The sequence below is a fragment of the Winogradskyella sp. J14-2 genome (assembly GCF_001971725.1).
Lineage (GTDB): Bacteria > Bacteroidota > Bacteroidia > Flavobacteriales > Flavobacteriaceae > Winogradskyella.
This window is the reverse complement of the sequence record NZ_CP019388.1, coordinates 3,261,845-3,284,461: the sequence shown is the minus strand read 5'-3', so window position 1 is coordinate 3,284,461 and position 22,617 is coordinate 3,261,845. Positions and strand designations below refer to the sequence as shown.

Here is a 22,617-nt window from a genome sequence, read left to right as displayed (position 1 = left end):
CAAATATAAACTTTTGAAGCACTTTAAAAAGCGTAATTATAACTCAATAATGGTTTTTGACAATGGTAATCGCACTTTTTTGAGACTAGCAAACATATCATCATCTGCTCTGTATCCAACCGGAAATAAAAGCACTGAAGTAAGTCCATATTTATCTAGCCCTAAAATATTATCAATCTTCTCTGGAATAAAACCTTCCATAGGACAGCTATCTATTTGCTCTACCGCACAAACTGTCATTAAATTACCCAATGTAATATAAGCTTGTCTAGTAGCCCAATCGTTTTTTTTGTCAACAGTCATATTTTGTATAGTAGATTTAAGACTATCTTTAAATGGATTTAAAATTTCCTCTGGTGTTTGTCTAATATTTTTTATAGTATCAAAATGAGTATCAACGTCATCTTCGTTAATTTCATTTTGAATACAAATCACTAACAAATGTGATGCATCAACTACTTGACGTTGACCATAAGAATGTTTCACCAGCTGCTCCCTCAAAATTTTATCCTCAACAATGACCAATTTTAGAGTTTGTAAACCATAAGATAATGCGGTAAGATTAAATGCTTCTTTTAAAGTATTAATCTGATTTTTAGATAGTGTTTTTGTAGTATTAAACTTTTTTGTTGCGTAACGCCATTGCAATTTTTTGAGTATAGACATATTCTTTTTTATTGCAAAGATACGCTATAAACAAAAAAAAGAGCTCCTATTTCTAGGAACTCTTTAGCGGAGAAAGAGGGATTCGAACCCCCGGAGGTGTGACCCTCGCTGGTTTTCAAGACCAGTGCATTCGACCACTCTGCCATTTCTCCAATTGCGGATGCAAATATAAAACCCTTTTTGATGTAGCCAAAGATTTTTATCTAGTTTTTTTAAAAATGTTTGTCAGTGATATTTAAATAAAATTAGCAACATTGAATAATGCATTGTATTTTCGGCACAATATATGCTACATATATCGTTATTATCACAAATCAATCTTTATGAAAAAATACTTTTTTGTTCTTACGCTTTTATGTGTATTGTCTATAACAGCCCAAAACAATTCAATTGCTTTCGGTGAAAAATTGGTCTTTTCAGCATCATATAATATGTCTGGTATATTAACAGATATTGCCGAAGTTAAAATGGAAACCAGTGAAGTAACAACATCAAAAAGTACACTTATGCGTTTAAAGTGTACTGCCGCAACTTACAAAAAATGGGACAACTTCTTTAAAATAAGAGACTTATATGAAAGCTATGTAAATCCAAAAACATTAACACCTTATTTGTATAAGAGAGATATTAGTGAAGGTGGTTATTACAAATTTATGCAGTATAAATACAATCATAAGACCAAATTAGTAAAAAGCCTTAAGCGTAAGAAGAGAAAGGACGGCTCTACTTGGGATGAAAATAAAAATGTAAAAATTAACCCTTCTACAAAAGATATTGTAAGCACATTATATTATATAAGAAGTTTAGATATTAACAAAGCCAATCCTGGTGACCAACAAGATTTTAAAGTATTATTTGATAATAAAGAAACTACAATTACCCTAAAGTATGTTAGTAAAGAAACTATTTCAACCAATATTGGAAATAAAGAATGTTACAAATTAGCAATATCGGTAAAAGGTAGCGATGTTCTTAAAGGAACAAATTCTAACTTGCTATGGCTAACAGCTGATAAAAATAAAATACCTGTCTATGCAAAATTTAAAATTCCTGTGGGCAACGGAGAATTAAAAATACAATCTGCAACAGGACTTAAACACTAAATCTTATGGGAAAGAAACTTTTTATAATTTTAGGATTTACAGCTGCTGTTTTGGCAGTCGTTTTAGCCGTTACACCACTCTCAAATCTTGCTGTAATACCAATTATAGTAGCCTTTGTGTGCGGTTTATTAATTGTTTTTATGTCTAAGAAAGATAAAACCAAAACAAAATCCATCCAATATATTTTTTTAATGGTTATCATTGCTTTAGCCCTAACTATTTACAAAAGTGTTTATTATACATCAGAAGTCGGTGACATTGAGCAATTAGAACAGCGCGATGAAGAAAATCTTGAAGATTCAAAAGAATTATTAGAAGACATTGATATTGATGAAGATTTGTAAAATTTCGTGCTCTATGTAGGAAATTATTTCAGACTTTTAACTTATTTTTGACAAGATCAATTAGTTACAAATTAATTAATTTTCATCCTTTCTTAAAAAAAAAGAATAGAAAAGATCGAGAACTAAAATTTAAGTTTCATATCAAGCATTAATTAAATGAAAGTATTAGTTGCCTCAGCACTCATTCTTGTGGGTTCTTGCGCTACATTGAGACACAGTGAAAAAATTAAACAACTCAAAGACAGCATCTCTTATGACGATAAAACTGTTGTAGAAAAATACTTAAATACAATTACTACTGATGAACTAAAAACTTATGTAACAGAAGTATCTTCTAAAAAATATAATGGACGTCTTACTGGGGAAGAAGGTCACAATAAAGTCTGCAACTATATAAGAAATTATTACGATTCGTTAGGTATAAAACCACCTATAACCCACCCAGACTATTATCAAAAAGTTCCTAAAGAAGTCTTACCCGAAAATATAAACGAATCACAAAACGTTATTGCATATATCGAAGGATCAGAATTTCCGGACGAGTACATATACATAACTGCACATTCTGACCACGAAGGTATTATAGAAGGTGAAATATATCCTGGCGCAGATGATAATGGTTCTGGCACAGCTGCTGTATTTGAAATGGCCGAAGCTTTTAAAAAAGCTGCACAAGATGGCTACCGCCCTAAACGGAGCATTGTGTTTTTACATGTTACTGGTGAAGAAATAGGCCTATATGGCTCTAGGTACTACACTAACAACCCTATATTTCCGATAGAAAACACCATTAGCACGCTAAATATAGACATGATAGGGCGTGTAGACAATAAACATAAAAATAACCAAGATTACATATATGTTATTGGTGCAGACCGTGTGAGTACAGAGCTTAATTTTATTATACAAGAAGCTAATTACAGTTTTGTAAACCTAGATTTAGATTATGAATATAACAAAAAAAACGACCATAACCGCTACTACTTTAGATCAGACCATTACAACTTTGCACTAAAGGGTATTCCTGTAGTTTTCTTCTTTAATGGCGAACATGAAGACTATACAAAACCGACAGATACAGCAGATAAAATAAATTACCCTTTACTCGCAAAACGCACAAAACTTATCTTTGCCACCGCATGGTATTTAGCTAACTCACCTAGGCGCTTAAAACCAGAAATTATCTAATGCTGTTTTTTTACCTAAAGAAAAACGGCGAAAATAAATAGACGCTATCATTTTTTGTACTTTTAGTAGCGATTATTTCAAATAAACAATAAAAATGAAAAAAATAATATTACCGCTTATTGGAGTACTTTTAACAACTAATTGTGCAACAACCTCAAAAGATAATATTTCTTCCATACAAATAAATGAAGCCAAAGTTGTAGATCCTTCGCAATATGCTTCTACAATCACTAAAGAAGAACTTAAAGACATGCTATACAAATATGCATCAGATGCATTTGAAGGTAGAGAAACAGGTGAAAAAGGGCAAAAATTAGCTGTTGAATACCTAAAAACGCAATACCAATCTTTAGAAATCCCTTCACCATTAGGAGGTGATAATTACTTTCAAAAAGTACCTTTAGAAAAACAAAGTGTATCAGAAGCAAAAATATCAGTAAATGGTAAGGAATTTAAGAGTTTTGAAGACCACATTGTACTAAGAGCTTCTGGCAATACTGCGATTACCACACAAGATATTGTTTATGTTGGTTACGGAATTCATTCTGAAAACTACTCCGATTATAAAGACATAGATGTTAAAGACAAAATTGTTTTGGCTAAAGCCGGAGAGCCAAAGGATGCCAACGGTAATTACATAACTACAGGAAATGTAGAAGACACTAAATGGACCAATGGCCGCCAATCTTTATCTAGTAAAAGAGAGGCTGCTTTAATAAATGGTGCTAAAGGTTTAATTCTGTTAGATTCGTATATGTTTACCAGATATGCACCTTATTATAAAAGACAGGCAGAAAACGGATCCTCTGGTCGTCTATCTCTAAAGAGTAATGAATCTGAGTTGATGTTAATGATAAATGAAACTCTTGCCAAGGCAATACACCCAACAATTTTAGAAGACGAAAAACCAAAAGTTATTAAAACAAATTTAACCTTAACAATAGAAAATAAATCTGAAGAGATATCTTCTGAGAATGTTGTTGCCTACATTAAAGGCTCTACAAAACCAGATGAAATTCTCGTAATTTCTGCACACTTAGATCACGAAGGTATTAAAAACGGTAAAATTTATAATGGCGCTGATGACGATGGCTCTGGTACCGTAGCAATATTAGAAATAGCAGAAGCCTTTAAAAATGCAGAAATAGCAGGACATGGACCAAAGCGTTCTATTTTGTTTCTTCATGTTACAGGTGAAGAAAAGGGACTTCTAGGCTCTAGGCACTACACTGACAACGACCCTATTTTTCCGCTAGAAAATACGGTTGCAAATCTAAACATAGATATGATTGGTAGAACAGACCCTAACCGTAAAGAAGGCGATAGAAACTATATCTACCTTATAGGTAGTGATAAATTAAGTACAGATCTACATAACATTTCAGAAGCGGTAAATAAAAAATACTGTAACATAGAATTAGATTATACCTTTAATGATGATAATGACCCAAATCGTTTTTATTACAGATCTGATCATTATAACTTTGCTAAAAACAATATTCCAGTAATCTTTTATTTTAATGGTACACATGATGATTATCATCAACCGACTGATACACCAGATAAGATTGAATACGATTTATTAGAAAACAGAGCTCGATTGGTGTTTTACACTGCATGGGAAATTGCAAACAGAGCGAACAAACCAGTTGTTGATAAAGCTACAGAATAACAACTTTAAAATAGTTGGCAACAATATGAAAAAAACATTCCTAATTATAATTTTAATCTTCTTCAGTTTTAATTTTCTGACTGCTCAACAAGTTATTTCTGAAACTGAAAAATTAACTTCACTTGGGAAAATCTATGGTTTTTTAAAATATTATCATCCGGAAGTTGGAAAAGGAAAATTTGATTGGGATAATGAGTTTATTAAGATACTTCCAGCAGTTTTAAAGGCAACAGATAAAGAATCGCTATCACAAGTTTATATCAATTGGATTGAGAGTCTGGGAAAAATTGAAAAATGTAAAAAATGTGATTCTGATGAAGAATATTTTGATAAAAATTTTGATTTGTCTTGGACACAAAACACAACGCTTTTTAGCAATGAACTTTCATTAAAACTTAAATTTATTGAGAAAAACAGAAATCAAAAAGAAAATTTTTATGTCACAACCGAACAAATAGGAAATATAAAAATAACAAACGAACCTGCTTACAAAGATTTAGAATTCCCAAATGAAAAATATCGATTATTGGGACTTTTTAAATATTGGAACATAATAGAATATTTTTATCCATATAAATATCTTACCGACCAAGATTGGGATGATGTTTTAATAGAAATGATTTCAAAAGTTCGGGATGTATCAACTAAATATGAATATCAAAATTCTATTAGAGAACTTGTTGCAAAGTTAGACGATTCCCACGCTTGGATAAGTTTTAACGATACAACAAAATATAGATTTCTTCCAGTAAATATATCTAATGTAGAAAACCAAGCTGTAGTCTCTGAAATCTTTAATGATTCTCTTGCAAAAATTAATGACTTAAAAAGAGGTGATATTGTTGTAAAAATTAACGATAGCAACATTGAATCGGAATTGAAAAATACATTGAAATATGTTTCAGGTTCAAATCTGAACTTCAAAATTAACAGGTCTTATCAAACAATTTTTAGAGATACATCAGATACTATGCTTCTAACTATAATGCGAGATGGTGAAATCCGAAATATTTCTACGAAACTGTACAACTTTAATGATTTTGGATATTTAAAAAGTAAAAGCAGTTTAAAATCAAAATCTATTACTAAATCTATAGGCTATATTAATATGGCCTCTAAGTTTACACTAAAAGAGTTTGAAGAAATATTTGAAATGTTTAGTACAAAAAAGTCAATTATTATTGACCTTCGAGCATATCCAGAGTTAAAGTATAAAATGTTTACTCGATATTTTAATACAAAAGATAAGGTTTTTGCTTTGAAATACAATCCTGATATTTCTTATCCTGGAAGATTTGTCTTTGATAAAAGCATAAAAACAGGCAGCAGCCGGAAAGCTTTCAAAGGAAAATTCATTCTTCTTGTGGATAACAATTCTTTAAGCTTATCAGAATTTACGGCTATGGCTTTTCAGACAGCAGACAATATCATCACAATTGGAAATCAAACTGCTGGTGCTGATGGTAGGAATATTGCTATTGAATATTTAGGCGGTTATACAACGAGATTCTCAGGTTATGGGATAATGTATCCTGACGGAACTGAATCCCAAAGAAAAGGAGTTAAAATCGACGTTGAAATAAAACCAACAATAAACGGATTGAGGCAAGGACGTGATGAAATTTTGGAAAAAGCAATTGAGATTGGGAATCAATAAAATACTGTTGTAAACACTGTGTATAATTCATTGCTAATAATAGCCTAATCACGAAAGTCCTCGCGGATTTTATATTTGGTCTGTATTTGCTAAATTAGTTGCTGAAACACGCAACGAAATCATAAACTTTACCCGATATACAAAAAAAGCCTTTCATTACTGAAAGGCTTTGTCTTTTTGGGTGGAAGATCGGTCTCGAACCGACGACCTCCTGAACCACAATCAGGCGCTCTAACCAACTGAGCTACAACCACCATTTAAAATTGGATTGCAAATGTAAATTATTTACCTATTTCTACAAAACGTTTTCTTTACTTATTTTAAATCAAATAAAGAATCAACCGCAGGATAGCGTTCTACATTAAACCCTTCACCGTATTCAATACCAACGAGTCTCCCAGCGTTTCTTGCCCTATAAATAATACTATCAGTAAAGTTTTTACTAGAAATAGGAGTTTCGGGCTCCTTACTATCAGGATCATAAAACTGCGTTTTGTAGGCTAAAACGGCTTCCATCTTTTTTTCAATAAAACCTGTAATATCAACCACAATATCTGGTTCTAAGTCTTTCCATTGCATGTAATGATATACAGCTTTAGGTCTCCAAGGGGCTTGCCAATCATCTTCATCTACATGTTTTGTGTTAATTTTTCTTAGTCCGCTCAAAAAACAAGCATCACTAACAAGCTTGCTACCTTTAGCATGGTCTATATGCCTGTCTTCAATAGCGTTACACAAAATTATTTCTGGCCTGTACTTTCGTATTTCTTTTATAAGTTCTATTTGGTGCGCCTTATCATTAACAAAAAAGCCATCGGCAAATTCCATATTGGTTCGCATGGCTACATTTAGAATTTTTGCTGCGTTAAAAGCTTCTACGTCTCTAGTGTCTGCAGTCCCTCTAGTTCCAAGTTCTCCTCTTGTTAAATCTATAATACCTACTTTTTTGCCATTTGCTACCTCTTTGGCAATTGTAGCACCGCAACCTAATTCTACATCGTCGGGATGAGCGCCAATAGCTAAAATATCTAATTTCATGTGTTTTTTTTTTTTCTTTAATGTCAAAAATATTAAAAAGGATATAGAAATTCATCTTATTTCTATTTCGCAAACGGTTTCGCTTAAGCTTTCTTTCATTTGTCACTATATATTCTACCGATAATTGAATAATTCATAAATCCTTTAAAGCATGACTTTAATCATAAATATTGGCTTGCATTGCCTTTAACTTTACGGTAGTTTTTAAAGCACATATTAATATGAATTTAATGCTGGTAATCTTAATTATAACAATTGTGCTTTTCATTTGGGGAAAATTTACACCAGATATTATTGCGCTACTTTCTATGCTTAGCCTATTTGTTTTTGGAATTTTAGATCTTAAAGAAACTCTGAGCGGCTTTAGCAACCCAACAGTGATTATGATTGCTGCGCTATTTATCATAGGCGAAGGCTTATCTCAAACTGGTTGGACGGCTTTGGCTGGGCAAAAGTTTATTAAAATGGCTGGCAAGAGCATTACAAAACTCTTATTAATTACAACCCTTGGTTCTGGTCTACTATCTGGTGTTGTAAGTAATACAGGTACTGTTGCAACCTTATTACCAGTAACTATTTCTTCTGCTTGGAGCATTGGCACTTTACCATCTAAATTATTAATGCCAGTAGCTTTTGGGTCTAACACTGGTGGTTTGTTAACCTTAACTGGTACACCACCAAACATTATTGTAAATAATACCATGTTAGAAAGTGGTCTAGAAGGATTTTCTTTTTTTGAATTCGGATTAATTGGTCTTCCGCTTTTATTGATTGCACTGCTATACTTTAGATATATTGGCTACAAATTATTACCTAGTAATAAAACTAACAACAAACCTGTTAATATTAGTACCACACTGCATAAGTGGATTGAAGCTTATAAAGTTGAAGGCGATTATTACCGTTTAAGAGTTCGATCTGTATCGCCTCTGCTTGGCACTCATATTGGTGAATGGAATTTTGAAAATAATCACCAAGTTTCAGTACTAAGAATTAAGCGTCGTCACCCAAATCTTCTTAAGGGAAATGAGGCTTTTATTGAATTTCCTTCAAATGAAACTGAATTTAAATATCATGACATTATAACTGTTAAGGGTACTACCGAAGCGATAAATGCTTTAATGATAAAATTTAGATTAGGCTTACTTCCGTTGGAACCCATAGCAGAGGAGCTCCGCAATAATTTAATTAACCAAGAGGTAGGTATGACCGAAATTATTGTAACTCCCAATTCAACATTGGTTGGCAAACGCTTAAAAATTGGCAGCTACTTTAAACGGTTTGGTATTCAACTTATGGCTGCTTCTAGAAACAATACCCCTTTTACAGATAGAGAAATTGTGGTTAAAGCTGGTGATGCCTTCTTAATTAGAGGTATTTGGAACGATATAGAACAACTTAAAACATATCACGAAAACTTAGTCATTATTGGTAGTCCAGAAGGTATAGCAAAAACGGTTACTAATATTACCTACAAATCTTATATAGCACTTTTTGCATTAGTGTTAATGATTGGATTATTGGTATTTAACATTGTACCAGGAGCAATTGCCGCACTGATATCTGCAGGTATTATATTACTAACAGGATGTGTGCCAATCCCAAAAGCATACAAAGGAATAAGTTGGGTAAGTGTCGTTATGATTGCCGCCATGATTCCTATGGGATTAGCACTTCAAAAGACAGGTACCGCTAAACTTATTGCCGATGGTTTAGTAAATACATTGGGCAATATGCATCCTGTAGTGTTACTAGCAGGGGTATTTTTACTAACCACAATGTTTAGTCAGGTAATTAACAACTCTGCAACAGCAGTTTTAATGGCACCTATTGTAATTATTGCTGCTAATACTCTAAATCTCTCTGCTGCGCCATTTATGATTGCAGTTGCCATAAGTGCATCAACAGCATTTTTAACTCCTGTAGGCACCACCACAAATGCCATGGTAATGACGGCAGGTGGATATAAATTTATTGATTATATAAAAGTAGGTGCACCACTGCTTCTACTCTTCTTAATAACAACATTAACCTTAGTGCCATTGATTTGGCCATTTTAAAATTTTTAACTCATGGAAATAGTATTAAAAGATCCGATTATGAAAACTAGAGACCTTACAAAGTATGGACTAAAAGACACCAAAGCACACTGGAATCTTGCGCCAGAAAAACTACAGGCCATTACCATTAAAAAAGGAATGGGCAAAGAAACTACTAATGGCACCTTAGCCATTAATACCGGAAAATTTACAGGACGCTCACCTCAAGATAGATTTTTAGTTAAAGACGATTATACTAAAGATAGAGTTTGGTGGGGAAAAACAAACAAAGCCATATCACCAGAAAATTTCGATTATCTACAAGGTGAAATAGAAAAGTATTTAAGTGGAAAAGAAATTTATGTTCGTGATGGTTTTGTATGCTCAGACCCAAAATATAGAATGGGAGTTAGAACTGTAACAGAATATCCATGGTCTAACATGTTTATATACAATATGTTTTTAAGACCAACTGCAGAAGAATTAGAAAATTTTGAAGAAGACTGGTTAGTGCTTTGTGCACCTGGCTACGAATGTACAGAACCTAAAAAACATGGTTTAAGACAAGGCAACTTCTCAATTCTTAATTTCACTAAAAAAATAGCATTAGTAGGTGGTTCTGCCTATACAGGTGAAATGAAAAAAGGAATTTTCTCTGCTCTAAACATGATACTACCTGTAGACAAAAACGTGTTACCAATGCACTGCTCTGCCAATGTTGGCGAAGATGGAGAAACCGCTATCTTTTTTGGTTTATCTGGTACTGGTAAAACCACACTATCTGCTGATCCTAACAGAAAATTAATTGGTGATGATGAGCATGGCTGGACAGCTGACAACAGAATATTTAATTTTGAAGGTGGCTGCTACGCTAAAGTGATTGATTTAACGGAAGAAAAAGAACCAGACATCTATAGAGCTATTAAGCCTGGTGCTATTTTAGAAAATGTAATCTTTAAAGATAATGGCGAAGTAGATTATATGGATAGCAGTATTACACAAAATACACGCGTGAGTTACCCTATTGACCATATAGATAATATTCAGCAACCTTCATACGCAGATAATCCTAAGAATATATTCTTTTTAACTTGTGATGCATTTGGTGTACTACCTCCTGTATCTAAGTTAACTCCAGGACAAGCCGCATACCACTTTATCTCTGGTTATACAGCAAAAGTAGCTGGTACAGAAGCTGGTATTACAGAGCCTGTACCTTCATTCTCTGCCTGTTTTGGTGAGCCATTTATGCCATTACACCCAACTAAGTATGCCGAAATGCTAAGTAGCAAAATGCAAGAAGCTGGTGTTAATGTTTGGTTACTTAATACTGGCTGGAGTGGCGGACCTTACGGAGTTGGTTCGCGTATTAAATTAAAATATACAAGAGCTATGATTACTGCAATTCTCAATGGAGAGTTAGATAATGTTGACTATGAACAACATCCAATTTTTGGATTAAATATGCCAAAATATATTCCTAACGTTCCTACAGAAATGTTAGACCCAATGAATACGTGGTTACAAAAAGGAGCTTACATTAGTAAAGCTATTCAGTTAGCGCACTCTTTCCACTTAAACTTTGAAAAATTTGCAAGTGAAGCTTCTGATCAAATTATAGAAGGAGGTCCATTAATTGATGAACACCATCATTTAACAGACCATGTTTAATAATTCCATGACAAGGAGGAGCTCTCATGGAGCTCCTCTTTTTCTTTATTTTAACTGAATATTAATTCTAAAGCTCATAGATTGTAAATTATATGAGAATTCTACTAACCGTTGTATTTTTAGTTTTAGTTACAACCAATCTCATAGCCCAAAATCCATCAGAAAGTCATTTAGGTACTTGGTATACTTATGGTAGTCATCATAGATTAAGTGAGCGTTTTAGCATAAATCCCTGCGCTGAGTTACGATTTTATGAAACATCTTCAAATTATAACCTAGCATTTGTTTCTATACGTGGCAACTATCACATAAGTAATAATGAAACCATTGGTTTGGGTTATGCTTACTTAGATATCGATACTGTTTTTGAGTTTGACCATCAACCAAACGTACATGAGCATCGCGTATACGAACAATATGCCATCAATCATAATATATCAAAATTAAACATTCAACACAGAGCTAGATTTGAACAACGCTTTTTAGACTTTTCAAACAGAAATGAACTTCAAAATCGATTTAGATATCGATTAAGTTTAAAATATAATTTAAGTAATACTATTTTCATAAACGTTTTAGAAGAACCTTTTGTAAACTTTCAAGATCAGGCATTTCATGAAAACCGTTTTTACACAGGTTTTGGTTTTAAAGTCACCAAACATTCGCAATTACAAATAGGCTATTTAAAACAGCATATTCGAAAACACAATCTCAACAGAATACAAATTGGTATTAGCTTTAAAACTGACAGACGCAAACCTAGCACTACTTTAGTGCAGCTATAGCCTTTTCGATATCACGTTTTAAATCTTTTACATCTTCAATACCTACTGAAAATCTAATTAGTTGGTCGCTTATCCCAACTTTATCTCGCTCGTCTTGTGTTAGAAGTGCATGTGATGTTAGGTGTGGAGAAATTACTGTACTTTCTACACCTGCTAAACTCATAGAAGATTTAATGAGTTTTAATGATTTCTGAAAGTGATAGGCATCTAGACCATCTATTAATTCAAAAGATAGCATAGCACCAAATCCTTTCATTTGAGATTTTGCTAATTTGTGCTCAGGATGCGATTTTAAACCAGGATAATAGACTTTGGCAATTTTTGGGTGTTTGCTTAGCCATTTCGCCATTTTCATAGCATTCTTGGTTTGTGCTTTTACGCGTAAGCCCAAAGTTTTCATACTGCGCTCTAACATCCAAACCGTCATGTCGCTAAGGCTTCCACCTAAATTCTTGCTTACATTCCAAATTCTATCAATATAATCTTGAGAACTTGCTACTGCACCTGCACAAATATCACTATGACCACCAAAATATTTTGTAGCGGAATGCATCACCATATCAATGCCAAAATCAATCGGATTTTGATTTACTGGTGAAGCAAACGTGTTATCAATAGATGTTATTATATTTTTGGCTTTACCAAGTTTGGCGATAGCCTTAATATCTGTAATAGTTAATAATGGATTTGAAGGAGTTTCAATATGAATCAACTTAGTATTAGGTTGAATAGCCGCTTCAAAATCTTCAACTTTATAACCTTTAGTGAAGGTATATTCAATACCATATTTTGGAAATTCTTCTTTTATAAAATTAACCGTTCCACCATACAATGTATTTTGCACCACCAAATGATCGCCTTTCTGTAAGAAGGCTAAAAACATATGGCTAATTGCTGCCATACCAGATCCAAAAATCAGAGCTGCTTCGGTATGCTCTAAAGCAGCAATCTTCTTCGCTAAATATTCTTGGTTTGGAGTGTTAAAATAGCGTGGATAGCGCTTTACATCAACATCTAAAAATTCGTATGATGAGCTTAAATATATGGGAGATACAGCACCTTTAAACTGTTTGTCTTCAACCTCGCCAACGTGCGTGCAAATGGTATTTAGTCCTAATGTTTTCATTCACTAAAAATAAAGAAAAGCAATTTTTTAAGACTAATAAATTTTTAATTCTTATTAAAAAAGTACATAACAATAACGTGAGGAACAGTAATAGCTGCTAAAAAAGCGAAAAATGAAGTGATGAAATTAAATTGTAAATAAATACTTCCAAAGTAAAGCAGAACTAAACCAACAATAGATATTAACCAATATATGAATGATGTTTTTATATAATTAATCCAATGGATTTTATTTGTATCGCCATACAAAACTTTTATTTGATCTATGAGACTTGGTACAGAATGCCATACGACAAAATATATGGCAAAAGCCCACAGTAAAGTTGCTAGATTAAATAAAAGTGCAAATAATAGGATTAGAAACAATTCTTGCAAATAATTAAACTCAGCGGTAAAGTTCTTAGAATTTATGATAGTTGACAGTATAGTTGAAATAATGCCAAACCATAAAAAATATAGAAATATATCTTTACGAATTGACACACCTGCTAATTCAAAAACAATTTTATTGGTTTCATTTAAATTAGTATAAAACAGTAGTCCAAAAATTAGAAACCCATAACTAAAAAAGAAAAGTGATGACTTTAAACCACGTTGTTTAATAAAATGACTGTAATGCTGTTCGCCAAAATGATAACAACTAATTGCAATAAATACGATTAATGCGAATAAAGGCGAAGTAAAGAAAATAAAGATATTTGAGAGTATAAGAATTATATACAACGCTAAAAAAAACTTATTTCCTTTATAGCCTTTTACAAGAATGCTCAATATAGAAATGTCGTTTGCACCATGTAAAATACCAACAGAACAGACCAAAATATACGATAGATACTTCTCAAATTGACTATCTACCTGTATAGTTAACCAAAATAAAAAAACCGTAATAATTAAGTTAAATACTGGAAATTTCATAACATAAAGGTAGTAATATTTTATTTTGTTTAATTTTTTTATGAAAATTTTAAACATTTTTTGTTTAACATTATTTAAATTTGATTAAACATAAAATAAATTGTTATGACATTACTAACCATTCTCATCGATGGAGTGCAAAAAATTGCAACAGATGACTACGTAGGCTTTACATTCTTTGTAGGATGTATGGCAATGATGGCCGCTTCGGCCTTTTTCTTTTTATCAATGAATAGTTTTGATAAAAAATGGCGAACTTCTATCCTCGTTTCTGGTCTTATTACCTTTATTGCTGCTGTGCATTATTGGTATATGCGAGATTATTGGGGAACTTACGCAGAATCACCAACCTTTTTCAGGTATGTAGATTGGGTATTAACAGTACCATTAATGTGCGTTGAATTTTATCTTATCCTTAAAGTTGCTGGTGCCAAAAAAGCATTGATGTGGAAATTAATTGGGCTTTCTGTAATAATGCTTGTCACAGGTTATTTTGGTGAGGCTGTTTACAGAGACCAAGCATGGTTTTGGGGCTTAGTATCTGGTGTTGCTTATTTTGTAATTGTTTATATGATTTGGCTTGGCGAGGCAAAAAAGCTGGCAGAACAAGCAGGTGGAGCAGTATTAAGCGCTCATAAAGCTTTATGTTGGTTTGTGCTTGTTGGCTGGGCTATTTACCCTCTAGGATACATGGCAGGTACACCAGGATGGTATGATGGATTAGCAGGATTAGGTCTTAATATGGATGTAATTTATAACATCGGTGATGCCGTTAATAAAATAGGATTCGGTCTTGTTATATACAGTTTAGCGGTAGCTTCATCAGCATTAAAAACTGCACCTGAAAATTCTTAATACTCTAAATATATTTATTAGTTAGGTTAAACGTCCTTAGCTACAAACTGCTAAGGACGTTTTTTATTTCAATTTTTTAAATATTCACAGATTTCCAATAACCTTTTTTAAACCAGACAATCCCTATAATTGTTATTAACACTTCTGCTGAAGTTATTGCAGCAAATACACCAATAGGCCCAAAATTAAATGTTAATGCCATAAGATACGCGAAGGGTAATTGAAACAACCAAAAACAAATGAAATTAATCCAAGTTGGTGTCTTGGTATCTCCAGCACCATTAAATGCATTTATGATTACCATACCATAGCCATAGAATACATAACCAGCGGCTATAATCCTTAGGCAAAGTGCACCATTTTTAATTACCTCTGGTTCTTGAGTAAACCAAGATATAATTTGTGGTGCAAAAATGAGATAAACAATAGAAACAAATCCCATAAAAATTGCACTATACTTTCCTGTTTTCCAAACAGAAGCCTCTGCTCTATTAGGTTTTTGAGCACCTAAATTCTGACCAACTAGTGTTGCAGCAGCATTACTCATTCCCCAAGCAGGCATAAGCGTAAACATCATAACGCGTATAGCTATTGTATATCCGGCTAATACCTCGCTACCAAACTCACTCATAATGCGCATTAAAAATACCCACGAAGATGTACCTATTAAAAACTGACCTATACCACCTAGCGACACTTTAATTAAGTTAAGCATAACTGCTACTCTGAGCACTAAGTCTTTAAAACCAACTTTGATTTTACTCCAGCCATAAAACAATACTAAGAGTTGAAAAATGACCGCTGTACCTCTACCAATTGTTGTAGCAATTGCAGCCCCTTCAACACCAAATGCTGGTATTGCACCGAAACCGAAAATAAAAATTGGGTCTAGAATAATATTTAAACCATTAGATAGCACTAATGCCCACATAGCAATAGATGCATCGCCTGCTCCTCTAAAAATAGCATTGATTAAAAACAAAAGCATTATGGTAATATTTCCTCCCAATAGCACTTGCGTGTATCCATAACCCTCAGCAATTAAATCGGGTTCGCCTCCCATTAATTGCAAAATTTCCTTTGGAAAAAGTATACCTATAACACTTATTACAGCAGCTACTATAATACCTAAGCCTATGACTTGCACAGCTGCCTGTGAAGCTCCTTCCCTATCCTTTTCTCCAATTCGTCTGGCAACAACTGCGGTTGCGGCCATACTTAAACCTATAGCAACAGCATATACTAATGTAATAACAGACTCGGTTAGGCCTATTGTTGCAACGGCATTTACACTGACTTGAGAAACATAAAAAATATCGACAATTGCGAAGATAGATTCCATTAGCATTTCTAAAATCATGGGAACCGATAGCATAAAAACAGCTTTACGAATACTACCTGAAGTAAACTCTTGTTCCTTTCCAGAAATTGCAATTTTTAAATACTTAAGAAATTGACGTATAGAGAACTTACTTGATTGCATATCTAAAAAATATTCGATTAGTAATGGCTAAACATACTGAGATGTTTAACATTTTACATTACAAGAAATAGTAACGATTTTTTCCTATTGGGTAAATTAAGCAATCATAATGGTACAAATAGTCATGTTAATTTTTAAAAAACAACTAAGGATGAATAAAATCAATCGTTTTTACTTGCTCTATTATAAGCCCTAATCATAAGAATAGCCCATAAGGCTACCAAAGCAATAACTACAACTGAAAACCATAAAACGATATCATTTGCTACCATTATCAACAAGTTTTAAATAAATCATAACACCTAACAAGGTAGGTGCCCAAAGGCCTATAAATAAGCCATGCATCTGATCTCCAGTTAAAAACAAATATTCGGCAACAAGGATTATAACAGCGCACAGAATTAACATTAGTACATTTGCTGTTCCCAATTTTTTGAAGTAGTCCATTTTTGAGGGTTAGTTTTAATACCTCAATTTAAGAAAAATAACTATGAAAAGATTTTTAATGAAAAATAAAATTTAACTTACTTATAGTAAATCTTATTTTTTCTATGTGCCAAATAAGCTAAAACTGCAATAATTACTAAGGTAATGGCAATAAACTTAAAGCTTAATATCTGATCACCACTAGCATAGGCATGAAGACCAGACAAATAAAAGTTAACACCGAAATAGGTCATTAGAATACTTCCAAAAGCTAAAATAGACATCAAATTGTAAATCCAACGACCACGTAAGCCTGGCACTAAACGCATATGAATAACAAAGGCGTAAATCATAATACTAATTAAAGCCCATGTTTCTTTTGGATCCCAGCCCCAATATCGTCCCCAACTTTCGTTTGCCCACATACCTCCTAAGAAATTACCTATAGTTAGCATTATTAGACCAACTGTTAGGGCCATTTCGTTTATTATAGTAATCTCTTTAATATTAATGTCAATACGATCTTTGTTTTCTTTATTTGTTAATATCATAAGTAATAGTGCTATAGCACCCAGTATCATCCCAATGGCAAAAGGACCATAACTTGCTACAATAACCGATACATGAATCATTAACCAATATCCTTGTAATACAGGCTGAAGATTTGCTATTGCCGGATCCATCCAAGCCCAATGTGCTACCATTAAAATTATAGCACTTACAAAGGCAGAGGCAGCTATAGTAAGATTGCTTTTTCTACCTAAAAGTAATCCAAAAAGTGATACCGACCAGGCTACATAAATAAGAGACTCATAGGCATCGCTCCAAGGTGCATGACCAGAGAGATACCATCGCCAAATCAAACCGCCAGTATGTAGTACAAAAAGCAATATAATACTAGCTATAAGTAGCTTTATCACTGTTTTTAACCACGTACTCTTATAATCGAAAATATGAACAATAATAAAAATAAAAAGCAATGTAGCTGCATAGAGATACCAACTAAATAGTTTCTTAAAAATATCATATTTATTGTATAATATTTCGGCTTTAATTTTATCATCAGACAACATGACTTCACTTCCAAATTTTTGCTGTGTCTTTTTAAAATCTCCTAATAGCTTGTCTGCATTTTCAAAATTACCTGACTGCTTGGCATTATTGAGCGTCATTAAATAATAGCTAAAGCCATTTTTTATAAATGCTTTGTATGATTCATCTTCTATAACCTCATCGTAACCACCTTGCTTAAAGTCAAATGAAGATATCCATTTGTTATTTTCATCTTCTGGCAAGGGGAATATTCTTATGTTCCTGCCCTCAATAGCATCAGATAGAAGCGTTAATCTTCCGTATGTATTTTTTACCTCTTTCTGAAATCCGTTTGGAACCTGAGCCTTAAAAGCCTCTTCTATGTATGGGCCTAATTTATTTCGTCCATCTTCAGTAAAAAAATCTAATAGACTTACGTATTTCTGATCTTTATCTACGCCTATTATAGTTCTAATAGAATCAGCCTTTCTTGGTGTTAAATAAATTACTGGAATGTTGTACCACAATACAGGACTTTCTTGTATGGATAAAAACACTTGTGTTGCGTTTAGCCCTTCATAAGTATCATGTTTACTTAACTTTCTGAGCATTTCTGAAGCATAAGTATGAATTGGCTTCATACGTCCGTCATAATCTTGAATCACCATTTCAGAAAACTTGTCAGTATGTTTTATAGGTGCAACATTAGCCTTTAAAATAGAATCTAAACTTGCTTTAGTGGGTATATCTTTTGAATGATTATGGTTGTCACCTTCAGCATGTCCTTGGGCAAAACCGCACAAACTCAATAGCAAAGCTATCATTGTCATTAGTTTTGCTTTCTTTTTACTCAATTTATCGAGACGTTTTCTTATATCATCAAACCTTGTGTTTTTTGCAAACAAAATGGCCATCAGCCCAAAGTATAATAACATGTAACCAGCATAGGTTATGTAGGTCCCCCAGCGATCGTGGTTTACAGAAAGTATGGTACCTTTTTCATCAGGATCGAAACTTGCCTGAAAAAAACGATAGCCTCTGTGGTCTAAAATATGATTCATGTAAATATGATAATCAAAATCTCCTTTCTCTTTATCTAATATAGTTACTTTACTTTCGTAAGATGAGTACGCTTTCTCCGTGCCAGGATATTTTTCAGCTATGAAATCATTTAACTTTACTTCAAAAGGCAGCTGTTCTAAACGCGAGCCATAACGCAAGGCAATATCTAAGCCACCAACGTTAATTTCTTCAAGTCTATTATAAATTCCTTGGCCACCCAATAGATTAATACTTTTAGTCTCTCCGTTGGCTGTAACATCTAGTACTACTCCATCATCATCACCCTTTAAAATCGTAGGTTTTTTTACAATCCCAAAAACACCTTTTACCACTGGTTTTGGAAATACCAATTGCATATTTCCAATAATATATCGCGACCGTAATGCTAATGGTTGCAAGCTATCTTTTACCAATTGACCTGTTTGCCCTGTGGCCATAGTCATATATTCACCTTCGTAAGGTGATTTAATAAATAAGCCCTTATCTGTGTTGTAAATATTAATGGCACCTTCTTGTTCTTTGTTTAAAGATATTAGAACATTGTGCAAATTAGACACCTTCCCATCTTGCAAAAAGTGATTGTGAGGGCTACCATCACCAGCTTCAACAACTTTTAAGTAGCTTTCGCCAGTGTCGTTAGGTATAATGTCCTTTTCAGCACCTTTAATGAATTTTTGGAGTTTAAAAGTAATCTCGTGGTTTCCATATTTGTAAGTTTTCTCAAAGTCATTATCTAAACGAGGCGAAAAATCTACCTCCTCCATAATGTTGCGCTGTTGTAACTGTCCGTTAATTTTGTAATCACCAACAACTCTTCCGCTAATGTATGTTTTTTGAGATCTAAATTGGCTTTCTGTCTCACCCTCTCTAATTGCCATCATACCTTCATAACCAATATATCTCGTTACTGCAGCACCAACAATAATTAGTATCCATGATATGTGCAAAACAAGTATGGACCATTTTTCTTTTCTAAGGAGTTTGTAGCGCGAAATATTACCAACAAAATTGATGACAAAAAAGACCATAATCGTCTCAAACCACCACGCATTATAAATCAAAGTTCTGGTGTAGGGCGTTGGTGAAGTATCCATGTTACGGTCTAAAATGGTACCAACAGCCATAGCTACGGCAAATACAATAAATAAAACAGCAGTAAGTTTGGTTGAAAAAAGGAAGTTTGCGATTTTCTTTTGCATAATCTTAAGGGCTTTTTAAGCTCGTGCAAAGATAGTGCTTTTTACTGTTTTGGGTTTGATTTTAGATACGCAAAAAGCGTTAAATTTAGCTAATTTAGTTTCAATTATTTTGAAACATTGGCTTTTAAAAGTCTATTTTGTTCTTCCATCAGAACTTTTAGATCTGACAACAACTCAATATCTTTTGGTGTTGCCACGGTTTTATCTTTTGTGTCTTGAGCCCTATTTCTTAATTTATTCATGGCTTTTACAACAATAAATACTGTAAAACCAATAATTAAAAAATCTAAAAAGACTTCGAAGAGTTTGCCGTATTCTACAGCTACTTCGCTTGTTGTTATTACACCAGTGTTGTCTTTTATGGCATCTCTTAAGACTAATCTCTTGTCTTCAAAATTTGTACCATCCGATAATAACGATAATGGTGGTAATAGCACTTGTTTTGCAAGGACGTCTATTACTTTATTAAAAGCCGCACCAATTATAATACCTATGGCCATATCTATCATATTACCTTTTACGGCAAATTCTTTAAACTCTTTTATTAATTTCATTCTTTATTAAATTTTTATTGTAATTATAACCCACAAATTTAATAAGAAGAAAAGGTTATTTATTTCTGGCTTCAAAAATTTTTAAGTATAGAAAAGTTCCCATTTTACGAGCGCGTCGTTTAGCATTTTCCGCAAAGTCGCCTTCAAATAATTCATCTATAGTTTGAAACCATAGATTTAACCAAAGTCCAAAATGTAGATCTGTAATGCTATTATTGTGCGCTTCATCTACCTTAACATGAGCCTCTAAGGGATTACCGTAATATCTAGTTTTTAAAAACAAACTCGACTCCCAAAACGTGGTAAGATGTTCCAGATGCGCATCCCAATCTTTAATAGTTTCGTTAAAGAATGGGCCCAAATCTTTATCCTCTCTTACTTTTGCATAAAATTTTGAGACTAAGCGGTATATATCCTCTCTGGTTTTGATGTCAGGTTTACTCATACTTCAAAGTTATGCTTTATAATCTAAATCTTACTATTTTTACAGCATGATAACTGTTACAATTTTAGGTGCAGGAAATGTGGCATCTCATTTATATAAAGCTTTTATAAGTGCTGAAGATATTACTGTTAAACAATGGTATAACCGTACATACAGCGAGATATCGTCTTACGCGAATGAAGTTGACACTACAGATGATTTGTCTAAACTTAAAGTTGCTGACATTTACATTATGGCTGTTAGCGATGATAGTATTGCATCCCTTTCTAGAGCGCTACCTTTTGAAAACAGATTGGTAGCACATACGTCTGGTAGTGTTTCTATCCACGATTTAGATAAAAAAAATCAGCGTGCTGTATTTTACCCTCTACAAACTTTTTCTAAGGATGCGGAATTAGATTTTAATGAAATTCCTATTTGTATTGAAGTGACTGAAAAAACAAATCTTCAGTTTATGAAAGATTTGGCTGAAGCCTTGGGTTGTAAATCTTATAAAATCAATACAGAACAAAGACAGACTTTACATTTATCTGCTGTTTTTATTAATAATTTCACCAATCAATTATACAGAATAGCACACGAAATCAGTGATGCCAAAAGCATTAACTTTGATATTCTTAAGCCATTAATTTTGGAAACAGCCAGAAAGGTTCAGGATATGTCTCCTTACATGGCACAAACAGGACCAGCAAAACGCAACGATAAAAAAACCATAAAGCGTCATTTAAAACAGTTAGAAAACGAAGAGCATAAAGCCATTTATGAATTATTAACGGCTTCAATAAAAAAAACACATGGACAACGATAAAAGCTATAAAGAATACCTTATAAATATAAACACCTTTATTTTTGACGTAGATGGTGTACTTACCGATGGTACTGTTACCATTACCACATCTGGCGAAATGCTGCGCAGAATGAGTATTAAGGATGGATTTGCCTTAAAAACTGCTGTTGATGCTGGTTTTAATGTTTGTATAATTTCTGGTGGTTCTAACGAAGGTGTTCGTAAACGTTTACAAGGCTTAGGTGTAAAAGACATTTATCTAGGCGCACACAATAAAATTGAGCAACTCAACGATTATTTAGAAAAGCGAAATGTAAAAGCCTCTGAAGTTTTATATATGGGAGATGACATTCCAGATTTCCCTGTTATGAAGCTCGTAGGTTTACCATGTTGTCCGCAAGATGCTGCGCCAGAAATTAAAGTCATTTCAAAATATATTTCGCATAAAAATGGCGGAAAAGGTGCTGCCAGAGACGTTATTGAACAAGTGCTTAAAGTGCATAACAAATGGAATGGTAATTTTGATGCTAAATACGACTGATTATAGTTATGAGTATTCAGTATTCAGTAT

General features: G+C 33.2%; 20 protein-coding genes and 2 tRNA genes. 11 read left to right on the top strand and 11 right to left on the bottom strand.

The window, feature by feature from the left end; genetic code table 11:
- Positions 1-36 precede the first annotated feature (36 nt).
- Positions 37-666 carry an NAD(P)H-dependent oxidoreductase gene (locus BWZ20_RS14765; RefSeq protein ID WP_076621100.1) on the bottom strand — a complete coding sequence of 210 codons (630 nt, stop codon included), beginning with the start codon at positions 664-666 and terminating at the stop codon, positions 37-39.
- A gap of 67 nt (positions 667-733) precedes the next feature.
- A tRNA-Ser gene (locus tag BWZ20_RS14760) sits at positions 734-818 on the bottom strand.
- Between the two features lie 171 nt (positions 819-989).
- On the opposite strand from BWZ20_RS14760, the gene BWZ20_RS14755 reads away from it, so the two are divergent.
- From BWZ20_RS14755 to BWZ20_RS14735, 5 genes are all read left to right on the top strand, one after another.
- Positions 990-1,769 (top strand): DUF3108 domain-containing protein, encoded by a 780-nt coding sequence (locus tag BWZ20_RS14755; protein WP_076621099.1) that lies wholly within the window; start codon positions 990-992, stop codon positions 1,767-1,769.
- Between the two features lie 5 nt (positions 1,770-1,774).
- Positions 1,775-2,113, top strand: coding sequence for an FUSC family protein (locus tag BWZ20_RS14750; RefSeq protein WP_076621097.1), 339 nt, complete (start codon positions 1,775-1,777; stop codon positions 2,111-2,113).
- Between the two features lie 156 nt (positions 2,114-2,269).
- On the top strand, positions 2,270-3,301 hold the full coding sequence (locus tag BWZ20_RS14745) for a M28 family metallopeptidase (protein ID WP_076621095.1): 1,032 nt from the start codon (positions 2,270-2,272) through the stop codon (positions 3,299-3,301).
- A 94-nt stretch (positions 3,302-3,395) separates the two neighbouring features.
- Positions 3,396-4,973: a M28 family metallopeptidase gene (locus BWZ20_RS14740; protein ID WP_076621093.1), complete on the top strand. Its 1,578-nt coding sequence runs from the start codon at positions 3,396-3,398 to the stop codon at positions 4,971-4,973.
- Positions 4,974-4,998: 25 nt separating this feature from the next.
- Positions 4,999-6,630 (top strand): S41 family peptidase, encoded by a 1,632-nt coding sequence (locus tag BWZ20_RS14735; RefSeq protein ID WP_157358425.1) that lies wholly within the window; start codon positions 4,999-5,001, stop codon positions 6,628-6,630.
- 179 nt (positions 6,631-6,809) lie between these two features.
- Here the strand turns inward: BWZ20_RS14735 and BWZ20_RS14730 are convergent.
- Positions 6,810-6,885: transfer RNA gene (locus tag BWZ20_RS14730), tRNA-His, on the bottom strand.
- Between the two features lie 60 nt (positions 6,886-6,945).
- The gene (gene bshB1, locus BWZ20_RS14725; RefSeq protein WP_076621089.1) at positions 6,946-7,668 is read right to left on the bottom strand and encodes a bacillithiol biosynthesis deacetylase BshB1; all 723 of its coding nucleotides are present in this window, start codon (positions 7,666-7,668) and stop codon (positions 6,946-6,948) included.
- Between the two features lie 170 nt (positions 7,669-7,838).
- Between bshB1 and BWZ20_RS14720 the strand changes: the two genes are divergently transcribed.
- The 3 genes from BWZ20_RS14720 (at position 7,839) to BWZ20_RS14710 (ending at position 12,163) form a co-directional block, all read left to right on the top strand.
- Positions 7,839-9,728, top strand: a complete 1,890-nt coding sequence (locus tag BWZ20_RS14720; protein WP_232217119.1) for an SLC13 family permease — start codon at positions 7,839-7,841, stop codon at positions 9,726-9,728.
- A 12-nt stretch (positions 9,729-9,740) separates the two neighbouring features.
- The gene (gene pckA, locus BWZ20_RS14715) at positions 9,741-11,378 is read left to right on the top strand and encodes a phosphoenolpyruvate carboxykinase (ATP) (RefSeq protein ID WP_076621085.1); all 1,638 of its coding nucleotides are present in this window, start codon (positions 9,741-9,743) and stop codon (positions 11,376-11,378) included.
- A 92-nt stretch (positions 11,379-11,470) separates the two neighbouring features.
- Positions 11,471-12,163 (top strand): DUF2490 domain-containing protein, encoded by a 693-nt coding sequence (locus BWZ20_RS14710; protein WP_076621082.1) that lies wholly within the window; start codon positions 11,471-11,473, stop codon positions 12,161-12,163.
- Here the strand turns inward: BWZ20_RS14710 and BWZ20_RS14705 are convergent.
- Together BWZ20_RS14705 and BWZ20_RS14700 are read right to left on the bottom strand one after the other, a co-directional pair.
- Complete coding sequence (locus tag BWZ20_RS14705) at positions 12,144-13,289, bottom strand: trans-sulfuration enzyme family protein (RefSeq protein ID WP_076621080.1); 1,146 nt, start codon at positions 13,287-13,289, stop codon at positions 12,144-12,146. The genes BWZ20_RS14710 and BWZ20_RS14705 overlap by 20 nt on opposite strands.
- Before the next feature lie 44 nt (positions 13,290-13,333).
- A complete protein-coding gene (locus tag BWZ20_RS14700) occupies positions 13,334-14,203 on the bottom strand; it encodes a Brp/Blh family beta-carotene 15,15'-dioxygenase (RefSeq protein ID WP_076621384.1) in 870 nt (289 codons plus the stop codon).
- A gap of 105 nt (positions 14,204-14,308) precedes the next feature.
- Here BWZ20_RS14700 and BWZ20_RS14695 point away from each other — a divergent pair, with 105 nt between their 5' ends.
- Positions 14,309-15,058, top strand: a complete 750-nt coding sequence (locus BWZ20_RS14695) for a bacteriorhodopsin-like (protein WP_076621078.1) — start codon at positions 14,309-14,311, stop codon at positions 15,056-15,058.
- A 76-nt stretch (positions 15,059-15,134) separates the two neighbouring features.
- On the opposite strand, the gene BWZ20_RS14690 is transcribed toward BWZ20_RS14695, so the two are convergent.
- From BWZ20_RS14690 to BWZ20_RS14670, 5 genes are all read right to left on the bottom strand, one after another.
- Positions 15,135-16,541, bottom strand: a complete 1,407-nt coding sequence (locus tag BWZ20_RS14690) for an MATE family efflux transporter (protein ID WP_076621076.1) — start codon at positions 16,539-16,541, stop codon at positions 15,135-15,137.
- 258 nt (positions 16,542-16,799) lie between these two features.
- The gene (locus tag BWZ20_RS14685) at positions 16,800-16,988 is read right to left on the bottom strand and encodes a hypothetical protein (RefSeq protein WP_076621073.1); all 189 of its coding nucleotides are present in this window, start codon (positions 16,986-16,988) and stop codon (positions 16,800-16,802) included.
- A gap of 77 nt (positions 16,989-17,065) precedes the next feature.
- Positions 17,066-20,260, bottom strand: a complete 3,195-nt coding sequence (ccsA, locus tag BWZ20_RS14680; protein ID WP_076621071.1) for a cytochrome c biogenesis protein CcsA — start codon at positions 20,258-20,260, stop codon at positions 17,066-17,068.
- 104 nt (positions 20,261-20,364) lie between these two features.
- Entirely contained in the window at positions 20,365-20,814 is a 450-nt protein-coding gene (gene mscL, locus BWZ20_RS14675; RefSeq protein ID WP_076621069.1) for a large conductance mechanosensitive channel protein MscL, read from the bottom strand.
- 55 nt (positions 20,815-20,869) lie between these two features.
- Complete coding sequence (locus BWZ20_RS14670) at positions 20,870-21,259, bottom strand: group III truncated hemoglobin (RefSeq protein WP_076621067.1); 390 nt, start codon at positions 21,257-21,259, stop codon at positions 20,870-20,872.
- A gap of 46 nt (positions 21,260-21,305) precedes the next feature.
- Between BWZ20_RS14670 and BWZ20_RS14665 the strand changes: the two genes are divergently transcribed.
- Both BWZ20_RS14665 and BWZ20_RS14660 read left to right on the top strand, forming a co-directional pair.
- Positions 21,306-22,067, top strand: a complete 762-nt coding sequence (locus BWZ20_RS14665) for a Rossmann-like and DUF2520 domain-containing protein (protein WP_076621065.1) — start codon at positions 21,306-21,308, stop codon at positions 22,065-22,067.
- The gene (locus BWZ20_RS14660) at positions 22,054-22,587 is read left to right on the top strand and encodes a KdsC family phosphatase (protein ID WP_076621063.1); all 534 of its coding nucleotides are present in this window, start codon (positions 22,054-22,056) and stop codon (positions 22,585-22,587) included. Before BWZ20_RS14665 ends, BWZ20_RS14660 begins: the two co-directional genes overlap by 14 nt.
- The last annotated feature ends 30 nt before the right edge of the window (positions 22,588-22,617 follow it).

Coding starts and splice junctions, on each gene's coding strand:
- BWZ20_RS14695 (WP_076621078.1), top strand. CDS start 14,309: ATGACATTACTAACCATTCTCATCGATGGAGTGCAAAAAATTGCAACA.
- BWZ20_RS14705 (WP_076621080.1), bottom strand. CDS start 13,289: ATGAAAACATTAGGACTAAATACCATTTGCACGCACGTTGGCGAGGTT.
- BWZ20_RS14690 (WP_076621076.1), bottom strand. CDS start 16,541: ATGCAATCAAGTAAGTTCTCTATACGTCAATTTCTTAAGTATTTAAAA.
- bshB1 (WP_076621089.1), bottom strand. CDS start 7,668: ATGAAATTAGATATTTTAGCTATTGGCGCTCATCCCGACGATGTAGAA.
- BWZ20_RS14665 (WP_076621065.1), top strand. CDS start 21,306: ATGATAACTGTTACAATTTTAGGTGCAGGAAATGTGGCATCTCATTTA.
- BWZ20_RS14660 (WP_076621063.1), top strand. CDS start 22,054: ATGGACAACGATAAAAGCTATAAAGAATACCTTATAAATATAAACACC.
- BWZ20_RS14735 (WP_157358425.1), top strand. CDS start 4,999: ATGAAAAAAACATTCCTAATTATAATTTTAATCTTCTTCAGTTTTAAT.
- BWZ20_RS14740 (WP_076621093.1), top strand. CDS start 3,396: ATGAAAAAAATAATATTACCGCTTATTGGAGTACTTTTAACAACTAAT.
- BWZ20_RS14755 (WP_076621099.1), top strand. CDS start 990: ATGAAAAAATACTTTTTTGTTCTTACGCTTTTATGTGTATTGTCTATA.
- BWZ20_RS14765 (WP_076621100.1), bottom strand. CDS start 666: ATGTCTATACTCAAAAAATTGCAATGGCGTTACGCAACAAAAAAGTTT.
- BWZ20_RS14685 (WP_076621073.1), bottom strand. CDS start 16,988: ATGGACTACTTCAAAAAATTGGGAACAGCAAATGTACTAATGTTAATT.
- BWZ20_RS14700 (WP_076621384.1), bottom strand. CDS start 14,203: ATGAAATTTCCAGTATTTAACTTAATTATTACGGTTTTTTTATTTTGG.
- ccsA (WP_076621071.1), bottom strand. CDS start 20,260: ATGCAAAAGAAAATCGCAAACTTCCTTTTTTCAACCAAACTTACTGCT.
- BWZ20_RS14750 (WP_076621097.1), top strand. CDS start 1,775: ATGGGAAAGAAACTTTTTATAATTTTAGGATTTACAGCTGCTGTTTTG.
- BWZ20_RS14745 (WP_076621095.1), top strand. CDS start 2,270: ATGAAAGTATTAGTTGCCTCAGCACTCATTCTTGTGGGTTCTTGCGCT.
- mscL (WP_076621069.1), bottom strand. CDS start 20,814: ATGAAATTAATAAAAGAGTTTAAAGAATTTGCCGTAAAAGGTAATATG.
- pckA (WP_076621085.1), top strand. CDS start 9,741: ATGGAAATAGTATTAAAAGATCCGATTATGAAAACTAGAGACCTTACA.
- BWZ20_RS14710 (WP_076621082.1), top strand. CDS start 11,471: ATGAGAATTCTACTAACCGTTGTATTTTTAGTTTTAGTTACAACCAAT.
- BWZ20_RS14670 (WP_076621067.1), bottom strand. CDS start 21,259: ATGAGTAAACCTGACATCAAAACCAGAGAGGATATATACCGCTTAGTC.